16 protein-coding genes are annotated in these 14,039 nt (G+C 70.0%); 13 read left to right on the top strand and 3 right to left on the bottom strand.

Features of this window, described 5'->3' with window-relative positions:
• The first annotated feature begins 73 nt into the window (after window positions 1-73).
• The 4 genes from NR792_RS36730 to NR792_RS36715 are packed head-to-tail and all read left to right on the top strand — an operon-like array spanning window position 74 to window position 4,033.
• Window positions 74-982 carry an IPT/TIG domain-containing protein gene (locus NR792_RS36730; RefSeq protein WP_169824368.1) on the top strand — a complete coding sequence of 303 codons (909 nt, stop codon included), beginning with the start codon at window positions 74-76 and terminating at the stop codon, window positions 980-982.
• Window positions 979-1,338, top strand: coding sequence for a hypothetical protein (locus NR792_RS36725; RefSeq protein ID WP_169824367.1), 360 nt, complete (start codon window positions 979-981; stop codon window positions 1,336-1,338). The genes NR792_RS36730 and NR792_RS36725 overlap by 4 nt, the downstream gene beginning before the upstream one ends.
• The gene (locus NR792_RS36720; protein ID WP_375757372.1) at window positions 1,335-3,557 is read left to right on the top strand and encodes a phage tail protein; all 2,223 of its coding nucleotides are present in this window, start codon (window positions 1,335-1,337) and stop codon (window positions 3,555-3,557) included. The genes NR792_RS36725 and NR792_RS36720 overlap by 4 nt, the downstream gene beginning before the upstream one ends.
• Before the next feature lie 14 nt (window positions 3,558-3,571).
• Complete coding sequence (locus NR792_RS36715) at window positions 3,572-4,033, top strand: phage tail protein (protein ID WP_169824365.1); 462 nt, start codon at window positions 3,572-3,574, stop codon at window positions 4,031-4,033.
• A 3-nt stretch (window positions 4,034-4,036) separates the two neighbouring features.
• Here the strand turns inward: NR792_RS36715 and NR792_RS36710 are convergent, their stop codons facing one another.
• Together NR792_RS36710 and NR792_RS36705 are read right to left on the bottom strand one after the other, a co-directional pair.
• Window positions 4,037-4,933: a nucleotidyl transferase AbiEii/AbiGii toxin family protein gene (locus NR792_RS36710; protein WP_169824364.1), complete on the bottom strand. Its 897-nt coding sequence runs from the start codon at window positions 4,931-4,933 to the stop codon at window positions 4,037-4,039.
• Entirely contained in the window at window positions 4,930-5,514 is a 585-nt protein-coding gene (locus NR792_RS36705; protein WP_368671271.1) for a type IV toxin-antitoxin system AbiEi family antitoxin domain-containing protein, read from the bottom strand. Before NR792_RS36705 ends, NR792_RS36710 begins: the two co-directional genes overlap by 4 nt.
• 139 nt (window positions 5,515-5,653) lie before the next feature.
• Between NR792_RS36705 and NR792_RS36700 the strand changes: the two genes are divergently transcribed.
• From NR792_RS36700 to NR792_RS36685, 4 genes are read left to right on the top strand one after another with little or no spacing between them, the layout of a single operon-like run.
• A complete protein-coding gene (locus NR792_RS36700; RefSeq protein WP_375757371.1) occupies window positions 5,654-6,430 on the top strand; it encodes a hypothetical protein in 777 nt (258 codons plus the stop codon).
• 2 nt (window positions 6,431-6,432) lie between these two features.
• Window positions 6,433-6,618 carry a hypothetical protein gene (locus NR792_RS36695; protein WP_211483735.1) on the top strand — a complete coding sequence of 62 codons (186 nt, stop codon included), beginning with the start codon at window positions 6,433-6,435 and terminating at the stop codon, window positions 6,616-6,618.
• A gap of 3 nt (window positions 6,619-6,621) precedes the next feature.
• Entirely contained in the window at window positions 6,622-9,303 is a 2,682-nt protein-coding gene (locus NR792_RS36690) for a phage tail tape measure protein (RefSeq protein ID WP_375757370.1), read from the top strand.
• A 13-nt stretch (window positions 9,304-9,316) separates the two neighbouring features.
• Window positions 9,317-9,826 (top strand): peptidoglycan-binding protein, encoded by a 510-nt coding sequence (locus tag NR792_RS36685; protein ID WP_169824360.1) that lies wholly within the window; start codon window positions 9,317-9,319, stop codon window positions 9,824-9,826.
• Here NR792_RS36685 and NR792_RS36680 read toward each other — a convergent pair.
• A complete protein-coding gene (locus NR792_RS36680; protein ID WP_375757369.1) occupies window positions 9,810-10,379 on the bottom strand; it encodes a hypothetical protein in 570 nt (189 codons plus the stop codon). The genes NR792_RS36685 and NR792_RS36680 overlap by 17 nt on opposite strands.
• Before the next feature lie 374 nt (window positions 10,380-10,753).
• Between NR792_RS36680 and NR792_RS36675 the strand changes: the two genes are divergently transcribed.
• Genes NR792_RS36675 through NR792_RS36655 form a run of 5 tightly spaced genes read left to right on the top strand, consistent with a single transcriptional unit; the run spans window position 10,754 to window position 14,036 of the window.
• Window positions 10,754-11,092: a hypothetical protein gene (locus NR792_RS36675; RefSeq protein WP_375757368.1), complete on the top strand. Its 339-nt coding sequence runs from the start codon at window positions 10,754-10,756 to the stop codon at window positions 11,090-11,092.
• Window positions 11,089-12,369, top strand: coding sequence for a phage late control D family protein (locus NR792_RS36670; protein WP_375757367.1), 1,281 nt, complete (start codon window positions 11,089-11,091; stop codon window positions 12,367-12,369). Before NR792_RS36675 ends, NR792_RS36670 begins: the two co-directional genes overlap by 4 nt.
• An 11-nt stretch (window positions 12,370-12,380) precedes the next feature.
• Window positions 12,381-12,959, top strand: a complete 579-nt coding sequence (locus tag NR792_RS36665; protein ID WP_375757366.1) for a phage baseplate assembly protein V — start codon at window positions 12,381-12,383, stop codon at window positions 12,957-12,959.
• Window positions 12,960-12,970: 11 nt separating this feature from the next.
• Window positions 12,971-13,645, top strand: coding sequence for a hypothetical protein (locus tag NR792_RS36660; protein WP_375757365.1), 675 nt, complete (start codon window positions 12,971-12,973; stop codon window positions 13,643-13,645).
• A 10-nt stretch (window positions 13,646-13,655) separates the two neighbouring features.
• Entirely contained in the window at window positions 13,656-14,036 is a 381-nt protein-coding gene (locus NR792_RS36655) for a hypothetical protein (protein ID WP_375757364.1), read from the top strand.
• The last annotated feature ends 3 nt before the right edge of the window (window positions 14,037-14,039 follow it).

The following is a 14,039-nucleotide window of genomic DNA, read 5'->3' as shown; positions in this document are numbered from 1 at the left end:
CGGTAGTGGTGGTGCGAGCGCGCGGAGTAGCACCGCGTCCCCTTGGTGTGGGGCCGGCGGGCTTTGCCTCCGCGTGGCCCTCCCGACCGTCACTTCCATGCAGCCCGCAGCCGGTCCTTCGAGCGGCGGCGATCTGGTGCGGATCGTCGGGACCGGGATCGCCGACCGCGTCCGCGTGCTTTTCGGTGGCGCGCCCGCCGAGGTGCTGTCCGTCCGAGACGAGGTGGGGCTCCGCGTGGTCGATGTCCGCACGCCGACCCACGCGGTCGGCGTCGTCGACGTCAAGCTGCAGAACCTCGACGCGGCGGGCGATCCGGTCCCCGGCGAGTCCGTCGTCGTCGCAGGCGCCTACCGCTTCGCGCGGCCGACCGTCGCCCGCGAGGCCGACCTCACGCGCGTCATCCGCCAGCTCCTGCGCGAGCTGAAGCGGCAGGTCCTCGCCAACGTGAGCGCCACGGTCAGCGTCGAATACGACGACACGACGCTCGACGGCCTGAACGTCATCGCGGTGGCGAAGGTGCCGTCGCTGGTGCTCTCGGGCCCGATGCTGCGCCCGAACCGCTTCTACTCCGCGAACGTCGCGCACGAGGACGTGGTCGGCGGCGTCTCGGGCCCCGAGCTCGTTCGGCGCAAGCCCCCGTACACCGTCGATCTCGTCTTCACGCTGACCGCCGCGTCCGAGCGGACCGCCGAGCTGTTCAACCTGATGGCGGCCGTCGCGACGTTCCTCAACCGCAACCGCTGGCTCGAGCTGGCGCGCGATCCCGCCGACGCCGCGCGCGGAACGGTGCGCTGGGAGGTCGACGCCGACGGCGAGTTCCGCACGCAGCTCGCGGGCAAGGACGACGTGCGCGCGTTCACCTGCGGCTTCGTCGTGCGCGGCTTCGACGTCGACGAGGGGCTGCCCCTCGATCTCGGCAAGCGTGTCACCGAGCCCGAGCTGCTCGCGACGCAGGCCATCGCTCCCGGAGGTGCTCCGTGACCGTTTCGCTGACCAACACCAGCGGGCGCTGCCTCGTGTTCGTGCTCGCGCACGAGACCTACTGCAAGGCGCTCGACGAGTGCCGCTGCGACGTCGAGCAGGGCCGCCGCGCCAGGCGCACGGCGCGATCGCTCACGCTCGCGAGCGGTGTGACGAGCCCCGCGCTCGACGACGCCGTGCTCGCCATCCCCGACGTGGTGCGCGCGGTGAAGCGCGGCGTCCTCGCCGTGAAGCGCCACGTTACCGAGCTGCCGAAGCCTGCCGTGGCCGCGACTCCAACTCCCACCACGACCTCACCCGCCGAGGTCAGCCGCCCTGACGTGAAGGCGAAGAAGAACAAGCGAGGTGCATCGTGAGCGGACAGCTCCTGTCGTCCAAGGTCGTTATCGTCGAGGAGGAGCCGAAGGTTCGCGGCATTTCCTCGGCTCCCACCTCCGTCGCGGGCGCGGTCGGCATCACCGAGCGCGGCCCGATCGGCGAGGCCGTCCTCTGCACGTCGTTCGACGACTTCCAGACCAAGTTCGGCGGCTTCACGCCCGACTCGGATCTCGCGCTCGCCGCGATGGGCTTCTTCGAGAACGGCGGCGCGCAGCTCTGGGTCGTGCGCACCGCGCACTACTCGAACGTCGCCGACCCGGCGACCGCCACCGCCGTGCGCGCTGCGGGCTTCCTCGTCGCGGGCGGCGGCTCCACGCCCGGCATCCTGCGCGGCGCTGCTCCCGGTCCGTTCGTGCTGCACGACGGAAACGTGGTTCGCCTCGCGGTGGACGGCGCGCCCGAGGTCGACGCGGTGTTCCTCGGCTCCCCGGCCACGATGGCGGCGGGCGGCGCGGGCCCCTACGCGCTCGCCGACGGCATGGAGCTGTTCCTGCGCGTCGACAACGGCCTCGAGCAGACGGTGCTGTTCTCGGCGGCGGACTTCGCCGACATCGCCAACGCCACGGCCACCGAGGTCGCCGCCGCCATCAATGCCGTCATCGTCGGTGGGCGCGCGACCACGCCGGGCGGCATCGTGCGCTTGGCGAGCGACACCGAGGGCACCGCGAGCCGCATCCAGGTCACGGGCGGCACGGCCAACGCGGTGCTGGCGTTCCCCGGCGCGGCGTCGGTCGGCGGCGGCAACGTCGCGAACCTCCGCGCCATCGAGGTCGCCGAGGTGAAGGCGGTCGTCGAGGCGGCCATCCCGAGCGTCACCGTCGACGCGAGCGTGGGCGGCGTGCTCGACGTGCGCACCGTCGCCACCGGCCCTGGCGCCAGCGTGCAGGCCAACCCCGCGACGGCCGCCGCCTTCGGGCTCGACAACGCGCTGCACACGGGCGCGGCCTCGGGCACCGCCAACGCGGTGCGCGTCGAGGGCAAGGACCCCGGCGCCTACGCCAACCGCGTCGAGGCCGAGGTGCGCGCCGCGACCAACGGCTCGGCGAGCGCGTTCGACCTGCTCGTCGTGGAGGACGGCGCCTACCGCGAGACCTTCCCGAACCTCTCGATGATCCCGGGCGACGCCCGCTACGTCGAGACCATCGTCAACGACGCGCGCACCGGCTCCGTCTACGTGCGAGTCATCGACCAACTCCTCGCGGGCGCGCCCGTCCCGCCGCAGCAGACCGTGGCGCTCGCGGGCGGTGGCGACGGCCTCGTGGGCCTCGACGACGCCGACTTCATCGGCAGCGAGCCCACCAAGACGGGCCTGCGCGCGCTCGACCAGGTGCAGGAGCTGTCGCTGCTCCTCGTGCCCGGCCGCGCCACGCCCGCCGTCCACAACGCGATGGTGCGCTACTGCGAGGTGGAGCGCGACGGCGCGGTGTTCGCGGTGCTCGATCCGCCCGCGAACCAGAGCGCGATGGACATCGTCACCTACGTCGCGACGACCGCCGCCCTCGATCAGCTCTCGGAGTTCGGGGCCATCTACTGGCCCCGCGTGAAGGTGCTGAACCCGGCCAAGAGCGTGCTCGGCTCGGCGGACCAGATCGTGGTGCCGCCCTCGGGCATCGTGGCCGGCGTCTTCGCGCGCACCGACTCTGCGCACCCGGGCGGCGTGTACTACCCGCCTGCAGGCATTGAGGCGGGCCGCATGTTCGGCGTGCTGGGCTTCGAGACCGACGAGGTCCTCGAAGAGAACAAGCGCGACCTCGTCTACCCGCACCGCATCAACCCGCTGACCACGGGCCCGGGGCTGCCGCGCTACATCGACGGCTCGCGCACGCTCAAGGGCGACGGCAACTTCCCGTACGTCGCCGAGCGGCGCGGCGTCATCTTCATCGAGCGCGCGCTGAAGCAGGGGCTCCAGTTCGCGCGCCACAAGAACAACACGGAGGGGCTGCGCGCGCAGGTGCGGCGCACCATCACCGCGTTCCTGCTCGCGCAGATGAACAACGGCGCGTTCCGCTCGCGCGAGCCCGCCAAGGCGTTCTTCGTGGATGTCTCCGAGCAGCTCAACACGCCCACCGTCATCTTCGCCGGCAAGCTCATCGCGCGGGTGGGCCTCGCCACGAACAAGCCGGCCGAGTTCATCATCCTCCGCATCAGCCAGGACACGCGGGCCCTCGAGGCCGAGCTGGCTGCGGCGGGAGCGTGACGAGGAGCTAACCCATGACCGTCATCGGCAACCCGCGCAGCTTCCACAAGAAGTTCAAGTTCATCGTCGAGATCGACGACATCGGCCACGCCGGCTTCCAGAAGTGCAGCGAGCTCTCCGTCGAGGTCGCCAACGTGCAGTACTTCGAGGGCGGCTCGCTCATCCCGAACAAGAGCCCGGGGAGGCTCACGTTCTCGGACGTGACGCTTGAGCGCGGCGCGACGCAGGACCGCGACCTCTTCGACTGGTTCCAGGACGTCGCCATCACGTCGAGCGGCCTCGGCCTCACCGACGTGAACTACAAGCGCAACCTCGACGTCGTGCAGCAGGACCGCGACGGCGTGACCCTGCGCCGCTGGTCGCTCTCGCGCGCCTGGCCAATCAAGTTCGTCGCCGGCGAGTGGGACAACGAGAGCGACGAGAGCGTCATCGAGCAGGTGACGCTCACGTACGACTTCTTCGAGCTGGTGCAGTGACGATCAGCTCCACCGCCACTCGGTGGGCAGCCACGTTGCATCGAGCCCTCCGGCGAGCACCGGGTCGAGGAACGCCTTTGCCGCCGCCGTAACCTCGTCGAGCGTCGTCCAGCGGAGTTGGTCTTCGCGCGCCATCGCCCCGTAGGGCGTGCGCCATGCTTCGGCGGGCGCGGGTACCGCTCCGGGCAGCGGGTGCGTCTTGCGGAAGGCGAAGGTCTGTTCGAGGGCGGCGCGCAGGCGCTTGGCGTCGAGCTCCTGCGCCGACGCCAGGAGCGCGAGGTCTGGCAGGTCCTTCACGCGCGAGTTCGGTCGCGCGCGAGGCATCGTGTACGCGTGCAGCTTCTCCGCGATGTGCGTCTCGATCGGGTAGAGCCTCAGCGTCGGCGGGGCGATGCCGGCGAACGCGAGCACGTCCTCGGCGACCACGACCTCGGGTTCGCCCAGGATCGGGTCACCGAACGCGACGTCGACGCCGAAGGGCTGCCCGTAGAGCTTGCCCGCGAGCTTGCACTCAGCCCGGAAGCGGAGCCCGTCGTACTGCATCCCGTCGTTCTGGATCTCCGGGTGGTCGTCGTCCGGCCCGACCTCGAAGGTCATGAAGTCGCCGAGGTTCTTGCGACCGACCTCCTGCAGCTTCGCAAGGACGTCCTCTGGCGAGCCCACCATGCGGAGGTCGACGTCCTTCGTGGTGCGCGCTCGTTCGAGGCGTAGCTCGAGGACGAGCCCTCCTTTCAGCGTCGCCGCATCTCCGAGGACCGCGACGATGCGGGCGAGGAAGCGATCGAAGACGAGGAGCTGACGCTTGCGCGCGAGCTCGGTGCCCGTCTTGGCGGACGAGCGCAGGCGCTGCTCGAGCGCCTGCTTGAAGGCTTCGGGCGAGGCGTAGGTGCGTGGGGTCATTCTACGAGGCCTCCGAACGGCTCGAGGGCGGTCTCGACGTCAGCGAGCTCGCTGCGCGTGACTAGGCCGCGCCGAAGCGCTTGCTGGGCGGCCTGGCGCAGTAGGTCCGGGGACAGGCCGCTCTTGGCGCAGTCGCTGAGCGTGCGGCCGGCACTCGTCGCAGGCACCGGGCCAAACCACGATCGCTCCTCGGGTGCGACGTCAGCGTGGTGGAGCACGACACCGGCTGGAACGCGAAACCGGCGCCGGCGCCAGGCCTCGGGGAGCGTGAGGTGCACCTGAACCGGCAGCACGTCGGAGAGGCCGTGGAGCGACAGCGCCGTCTGGTGTGAGATCACGCCAGCCTGCTCGGACCAGAGCCAGGCGGTGACCAGCTCTTCGTGCTCCCCAACCGGGAAGTGCACGAGCCGGTAGATCCCCCGCTGAGGCCGCGTCACGCGGCCGGCGAGGATGTGCTTCCGAAGCAGGTGGGTGGAGTAGCCCGCCTCGGCAGCCTGCTTCGTGGTGACGTACCCGGACTGCCCCGCGGCGGTCTCGAACAGCCGGTCCCAGTCCGGCCTCTTGGCTTCGGGCGTCGTCACGCACAAAACGTAACCCGTGGTTCCGTTTTGTGCAAGCTGAGGAGCCGGTGCCTGCACGCTTCGGAACCGTGGGTTCCGTTTTGTGCGGCCTTGTCCCCCTGGTGCCCCGCGGGCGGCTTTGCCCCCGAGGAGGCAGCGCATGGCAGACGTCATCACGTGCCCTTCGGGGCTCACCGGCCGCGTTCGCGGCATGAAGGTCCGTGAGGAGCGCGTCCTTGCCGACCGCAAGCTGGCCAAGAGCGGCGGCCAGGTCGACGAACTGCTCGCAGCCTGCTGGGAGGAGACCATCGACCCCGGGCCCTACGTGCTCGGCGAGGGCGGCAAGCTCGACCTCGGTGAGGTGCTCCAGGGCGATCGCTTCTTCGCGCTGCTCATGGTCCGCGCGCTGACCTACGGGCCCGAGTACGCGTTCGGCGTGAGCTGCCGGAACGACGCCTGCCGCGCGCGCATCGAGTGGGAGATCAACCTGACGAAGCTCCCCGTGCGCAGGCTCTCCGAGGAGAGCCGCGGCGCGTTCATCGCCGGGAACCGCTTCGAGACCACGCTGCCGGACGCGGGCAAGCGCGTCGCCTTCAAGCTGCTGACCGGCGATGACGAGCGGAAGCTTCCCGCGGTCCAGCGCTCCGCGCCCGACAAGCTGCTCTCCGCGGTGCTCGCGTACCGCGTCCTCGACATCGACGGCGTCGAACCCAAGGCGAAGCGCCAGTTCCTCGAGGACCTGACGATGCGCGACGCCGACTTCCTGGTCGACGAGTTCGACCGCGTCGACTGCGGCGTCGACACGACCATCGAGATCGAGTGCCCCGAGTGCTTCTCGACGCAGGAGGTGGACCTCCCTTTCGACAGGGGGTTCTTCCTGCCGGGCCGGGACAGGACGGCGAGGCGGAAGGCCCGGAGCAGCTCTTCCCCGACGTGAACATGGATGCCTGGCGCGAGGCGCTCTTCCAGCTCTGCTGGCGGCAGCACGGCGGCTCGGGCCTCGCGGTGACGCTGCACGACGCCCTCGAGCTGCCGACGACAGACCGCGACTGGCTCATCGAGCGCGTCGGCAGGCAGCGCGCGCGGGAGGCAAAGGAGCTCGAGAAGGCCGCGAAGCGGAGGTGACGGATGGCGCTCAACAACCTCGGCCTCGGCTTCGTCTTCACCGCGCGCGACCTCGCCTCCGGCGCCATCGGCAACCTCGAGCGGAACTTCATGAGCCTCGACCGGCGCGTCGGGCTCGGCACCGAGAACATCCAGAGCGCGTTTCAGCAGCTCGGCGTGGGGCTGGCGGTCTTCACGGCCGGCGCCGCGACAGTGGGCGCGGCCTTCTCGCTCGCCAACGCGGCGGGCCGCTTCGAGCAGGCCGTCGCCTCGGCGGGCGCCATCGCGGGCGCGACGGCCGAGGAGCTCACGCGGCTCCACGACGCCGCCATCGAAGCCGGCCTCGCCACGCAGTTCTCCCCGACGCAGGCGACCCAGGCGCTCCAGGATCTCGCTGCCGCCGGCTTCAACGTCACGGAGTCCGTCCGCCTCTTGAATCCGGTGCTCGACCTCGCGGCGGGCTCGCTCGGCCAGCTCACGCCGTCGCAGGCCGCGGGGCTCGCATCGCAGTCGATGAAGGCGTTTGGCCTCTCCATCGACGAGGCTTCCATCTCCGTCGACCGGATGCTGCAGGCGGTCAACGTGTTCGCGCTCGATGCGAGCGAGCTGCCGCTCGCCCTAGGTACGGCGTCGCGCGGCGCGCAGGCGCTCCATCAGTCGCTCTCCGAGACGCTCATCTCGCTCGGCCTCGTGAAGAACGTCGTGCCCGGCGTCGAGCGCGCCTCCACCGCCGTCGCCGTCGCGATGGAGCGCATGGCCGATCCCCGTGTGCAGCAGGCGCTGCGCGGCGTCGGCGTGTCGGTGACCGACTCGCAGAACCGCTTCCGCAGCTTCCTCGACATCCTCGGCGACCTCGCCCCCCAGCTCGATCACATGAGCGAGGCGCAGCGGTCCGCGTTCCTGCTCTCGACCTTCGGCCGCGAGGCGCTCGGTGGCGTGAACGCCATCCTCACGCAGGTCACCAACGGCGTGCGCACGAACACCGGCGAAACGCTGCGTGGCGCCGCGGCGATCGCCTACCTCCGCGACCAGTTCCAGAACGCCGGGGGCACGGCGGCTCGCTTCCGCGAGCAGATGCTCAACACCTTCGAGGGCCAGAAGCAGCTCCTCGCGGGCTCGCTCGAGACCCTCGCCATCGTCGCGGGCGAGCCCTTCGCGCAGGTCTTCAAGCCCATCGTGACGATCGTCGTCGACGTCGTGAACGCCGTCCTCAACGCGTTCCGCCAGCTCCCGGCTCCGGTGAAGCGGGCCTTCGCAGCCTTCGTGGTGGGCGCGGGAGCCGTGGTTGCGCTGGTCGGCGCGGTCATCGCCGCGAAGGCCGGCATCGCGCTGCTCGTCATCGGGCTGAAGGCGGCGGGCATCACGCTGGGCGGTCTGCTCGCGACCATCCTGCCGGCGGTGCTCATCTTCGGCGTGCTCGCGGCCGTGGTCGCGGGCTTCGTCATCGCCTTCCGCAACAACATCGGAGGCATCGCCGACTTCGCCGCGCGCGCCTGGGAGCGCATCAAGCTCGCCTTCCGGGGGCTCGTGCAGCTCTTCGAGCAGGGAGGCTTCTCCGGCGCCGTCCGCGAGGAGCTGAACCGTGCCGAGAACGCAGGCATCAAGACGTTCCTCATCCGCGTCTACCAGATCGCCTTCCGCATCCAGCGCTTCTTCCAGGGCATCGGCGAGGGCTTCAGCGCGGCGATCGAGGCTGCGCAGCCCGTGTTCGAGGCCTTCGTCGGCGCGCTGAGCAGGCTCAGCGAGGCGCTCGGCCTGGTGTCCAGCGAGGGCGCCAACGCGGCGGCCGGCATCCCCTCCGACGACTTCGCCGCGTTCGGGCGCGTCATCGGGCAGATTGCCGGCGTCCTCGTCGAGGTCTTCGTCGGCGCGCTCACCTTCGTCATCGACGTCGTCTCGAGCGCGATCAGCGCGTTCCATACGGCCATCGCCCCGCTGTCGCCGATCTTCGATGCCGTGCGCAACGCCGTAGGGCTCGTCTTCCAGGAGCTCGGCAAGCTCGGCGCGATGTTCGGGTTCACGTCGAGTGCGAGCGGACAGACGGGCGGTGCTCTCGACGCGCTCCGCTCGATCGCCGAGTTCCTCGGCACGGTCATCGGCTACGTCGCCGCCGGCATCGCGGGCGCGATCGGCGTGATGGTCCAGTTCGTCGTGAACCGGCTCGCGGTCATCATTGCGGCGTTCCGCTCGGTGGTCGGCTTCATCGGCGGCGTCATCGACATCTTCGGCGGGCTCGTGACCGGCAACTGGGCGCAGGTCTGGGTCGGCTTCAAGAAGGTGGTCCTCAACGCCATCAGCTTCCTGGCGCAGTTCCTGCTCGGCTTCGTCGAGACGATCGCCGGCGTCATCGACACCATCGCGGGCGTGTTCGGCGCCGACCTCGGCGGGGCCGACGCCATCCGCAGCCTGCGACAGGACATCGAGCGTGGGCTACTCGAGGGCGTCGACGAGGTCACGGCGGGCGTGACCGTGGCGCCGGCGGGCTCGACGCTTACCGCGCTCGACGCGGCCACGTCCACGATGCCCGCCGTGGCCGCCATGACGCCCGCCGTGCCCGCGTCGTTCCCGATGACGCCGGCCACACCGACGCCCGCGCCCCCGGTGACGGTGAACCTGCAGGTCGACGGCGCGACGCTGGCGACCGCCGTCCACCGCGCCGATCGCGACGCCGCCACGCGCGGCTTCTCACCGGTGCCCACGTACTGAAGAGGAGCCCGAGATGTCCTTCGACGGAGCCATCGCCCGACCACCGCGCTGCATGCTCGTGAACGTCACGAGCGGCGAGTCGGTAGAGTGCCTGTTCAACCCGACGCAGCTCTCCGAGAAGCTGCAGGTGAACTGGAACCGCCTCGCCGTGCCCGGGCTCTCGCACCAAGTGCTGCAGTTCCAGAGCACCGCGAACCGCCAGCTCTCGGGCGTCGAGTTCTACCTCGACCGCTACTTCGCCGCCGAGCAGCCCGGCGACGTAAATATCCTCGAGTTCCGCGCCTTCCTCCGCGCGCTCACGGTGCCGCCCGAGGGGACGGAGGACGTCGCCGCCACGGCCCCGCCGCGCGTGCTCTTCATCTGGCCCGAGGTCGTGACGATCGAGTGCGTCGTCGCGAGCGTCGAGTTCACCTACAAGCAGCTCGCGGTCGACAACACGGTGCTGGTCTACGCGGCGAACGTGACCTTCGAGGAGATCCTCGACACCCGCGTGACCAGCGAGGAGCTCAGGGCGGATACGTGAAGCAGATGCCAAGCTTCATCCCACTCGCGCTCACGGCGTCGGCGACCTGTTGCCACACCGCGCTCGGATTGGAATGGGGACAGGCAACCAGCGCCTGAGCGTTCGCGGCGCTCGCGGGCGTCCCGTCGGCCTTCTTCAAGGACGTCACAATCGTCGAGATGTCGACCCGCGCCGGAGCGTGGTTGAGTTTGTGGTGCTGCACCGGTGCGAACGAGAAGGTCTCTGCGTTCTCGGACCACGGGCGTCCCTTCGTTGGCCGAGGGTGGGCGATGGGCTTCAAAGGCTGCGGAACCCTAGCCAAGGGCTGCCGCACGAACCGGTCGTAGGCGGCGTCGTTCGGCGGGTGCGCCAGACGCCGCTCGACGACGAGCACCGTATCGAGACACCATCTCGTCCGATCGAGCACCGATCCGAACAGGACCAAGTCGCCAGGGGTCAGGCTCCGCACGACAGCGATCTCGTGCTTCTGCGTCTGCCGACAGATGCTCCACAGGAAACCCGGGTGCCAGATCCAGGGGTCGGTGTTGAGTTCGTCGCCGCTCGGTGTCGTCAACAATTCGGTCGCGTCGATGCGATGCAGCCAGGATGCCGCCCCGGTTGCCGCTGTCGCGAACGTCGAGGCCTCGTACTCGCACCAGACGCCGACCGTGCCGCGCGCCGCCTTGCCGCCGACACTAGCTAGAAACGCTCCATCGCACGCGAGCCACTTTCTTCGGTGAGGATTTCTTCGGTGAGGATTTCTTCGGTGAGCAGCAGACGCGCTTGGCCACGGGCACCGGCTCGGTTGCTTCCGAGGAGGATGCCGCTCGGGTCCAGGGTGCGGAAGGAGAACGATCTGGCCAGCCACGCAGTAGTCTTAATGGCGTTTCCGTTCGACGAGCAACAGCAAAGTCCCCGAAGGACCGGCCCGCGAGGCTTTGCCCGGGCATGGCTCCGCGCACCGGCTCCCGGCACTCCTTCGCGCTCGGCGTCACCGACGAGTTCGGGAGGCGCTTGCTCACCGAGCGCGAGCCGTACCGCTTCAAGGACCACACCGACACCCGGGTCCACGTCGTCGCGCAGGGCGACACCCTCGAAGGCCTCGCCGGCCGGTATTACGCGTCGCTCCCGCGCGCATGCGGCTTCTGGTGGGTGCTCGCCGATTTCCAGCCCGACCCGATCGTCGACCCGACGCTCGAGCTCGAGGCCGGCCGACGCCTCTTCGTGCCGAGCCTGCGCGTGCTGACCGACGTCATCCTGAGTGAGCAGCGTCGGAGGTTCGAGTGACCGTGGTAGACCGCAGCGGCCCCGGCGTGCGCATCACGCTGCTCGAGAACGAGCGCGCGCCGAGCGGCGAGCCCCTCGACCTCGCCGGGCGAATCCTCGGCTTCACGTACGAGGACGCCGAGAAGAAGGCCGACCAGGTCTCGCTCCAGCTCGACAACTTCGACCTCGCGCTGTTCGAGCGCGCAGAGCTGGTGGGCGGCGCGACGCTCGAGGTGTCCTGGGGATACCCGGGTAGCATGGCGCCGCCGCGCCGGGTGGTCGTGAAGAAGCTCAAGGGCTTCCAGACGCTGACCATCGAGGGCCAAGCCACCAGCGTGCTCATGAACCGCGAGGCAAAGACGCGCTCGTGGGCGAACAAGTCGCGCAGCGACGTCGTGAAGGAGGTCGCCGCGGAGTACGGCTACGAGGGCGAGTTCCTCGACGTCGAGGACTCGGGTCAGGTGCTCGACACCATCAACCAGAGCGCCGAGACCGACGCTCGCCTCCTCCGGCGCCTCGCCGCCCGCGAGGCGTTCGAGTACTTCGTCGACGACGCGGGGCTGCACTGGCGCTCGCGCGACCAGGCGAGCGCGCCGACGCATGTGCTCACCTGGTTCTCGGACCCGGGGCGCGGCGACATCATCTCCGTCAACGTCGAGAGCGACCTCTCGCGGCGCACCGGCCGTGTCGAGGTGCGCGGGCGCGATCCGCTCGCGAAGACGACCATCGAGTCGCGGGCGTCGAGCGCCACTGTCGAGCGCACGACGCTGAGCGACGTCCTCGAGGTCGTCGACCGTGAGACCGGCGCAACCTCGCTCCAGGAACGCAACGCCACGACCAGCATGCATCCGACCTCGGCGCCGACGCCTGCCGCTGCCGAGCGCGAGTCGGCCGCGCGCTACCGCCGCGCGGAGCGCGAGACGGTGAAGCTCGCGTTGCAGGTCGTGGGCGACCCGACCCTGCGTGCGAAGCAAGTCGTCGAGGTGCGCGGTATCTCGAGCCTGCTCTCCGGCAAGTATTACGTCACCGAGGCGAAGCACGTCATCTCGTCGTCCGGGTACGTCGTCGACCTGAAGCTCACGCGCGACGGCACTGGCGCACGTCGCGGTGCTGGCCCGGGCGCCCGTGGGCAGGCGCAGGGGGGCGAATCGAATCGAACTACCCCGGCCTCGGGCGGCGCGCTGACCGAGCACGAGCGCATCGACCCCGAGACCGGAAGTTCGGTCGTGGAGTACCGGCGCGATGGCCAGGTCATCGGCGTTGAGGACCCTGAGGCCGGCGTGAGCGTCATGCGCTGAGGAGGCCCACGATGAGCACCTTCGACGACGACATCCACACACACGACAGCCGGCTCCTCGGCATGTACGTGGGCTACGTCACCAAGCGCGACGACGAGGAGCAACTCGGGCGCGTACGCGTCTGCATCCCCGGCGTGCTCGAGCCCGAGAGCGCTTGGGCCTGGCCGCTTGGGACGAGCGGCGGCGGCTCGAAGGATCGAGGCTTCTTCGCGGTGCCCGAGGAGGGCGCCGAGGTCGCGGTCTTCTTCAACCAGGGCAACGTCGACGCTCCGTACTACCTCTCTGCGCACTGGGGGAAGCCGAACGGCCAGAGCGAGGTCCCCGAGGAGGCGCGGAAGACCCCGCCCGACAACCGCGTGTTCTCGACCAAGACGTTCCGCATCGAGCTCGACGAGTCGAAGGACAGCCGGAAGCTGAAGCTCACCAACAAGAAGACCGGCGATCACCTCGTCTTCGACGCGGAGGAGAACACCGTGACGCTCGAAGCGACGACGGCGCTCACGTTGCGCGCGGTCGGCGCCATCGCGCTCGAGGCCACGCAGGTCACCATCGCAGGGCGGGTGGTCCGCCCCATCGCAGCCCCCATCTGAGGAGGACCGCCGTGGCGCTGCCCATCTGCCTCGAGATCCCCGAGCTCGGCGATCCGCCGCTCATCACGCTGCCCGGAGGCGTGAGCATCCAGCAGTACAACCTGATGGAGGCGATTCAGCCCGCGCTGACGCCGCTGATGCCGCTCTTCGACATCATCGACACCGTCATCGCGGTCTTCAATTGTGTGAAGGCCATCCCGGACTCGCTGGGGCCGCCGCCGGACCCGACCGCGCTCGCGGCGTGCATCCCGGAGCTCGCCGAGAAGGTGGCGAAGCTCCTGCGACTCATCCCGCAGCTCTCGCTGCCATACACCATCATCGGCATCATCGACCTCGTCATCGACGCGCTCCGGCAGGCGCGCAGCCAGCTCATGCACCTGCAGCAGCAGGTGGTGCAGATCCTCGGCGCCATCGACCGCGCGACGGAGCTCGAGGACGCGGGGCTGATGGCCATCACGAGCTGCGCGCAGGCCAACGTCGCGACGGAGGCCGCGAACGTCGGCAAGGCGCTCGCGAGCCTCGGCAAGCTGATCGGCATCCTCAACATCTTCCTCGGCATGATCGGCGCGCCCGAGGTGCCGGACCTCTCCAACCTCGCGGGCCGCCCCCTCGACGACGTGATCGCCCCGCTCGACGCTATCGTCGAGGCGCTCCAGACCGTCCGAGGCGCGGTCCCGGTCCCATGAGGAGAACACCGTGAGCCGCGAAGCCCAGAACCTCCTCATCCCGTTCCGGCGCGACAAGAAGCGCGACTTCGCCGTGGGCAGCGGCGAGGCGCTGCTCGCCTCGAAGGTGCGCCAGGCCCTGCTCACCGAAGGGGCAACGCCGCGCTCGTCAGGGGAGCTGCCCTGGCGCACGAACTTCGGCGCCGGGCTCGCGCTCCTGCGCCACCAGCGCAACGACGCGGCGCTCAAGGAGCTGGCGCGCGTCTACGTGCGTGACGCCCTCAAGCGCTGGGTCCCCGGTGCCCAACTCGTGAGCCTTGCCGTCGAGCAGGACGGCCCCGCGCTCACTCTGCGCGTGCGCGTTCGCGAGCGCGAAACCACGGCGTCAGTGGACGTGTCCTTCGATCGCTGAGCC

Origin of the sequence: Corallococcus exercitus (genome assembly GCF_042231735.1) — a bacterium.
GTDB classification, from domain to species: domain Bacteria; phylum Myxococcota; class Myxococcia; order Myxococcales; family Myxococcaceae; genus Corallococcus; species Corallococcus exercitus_B.
Note: the sequence above shows the minus strand (reverse complement) of the source record. Positions and strands in the feature narration are given on the sequence as shown.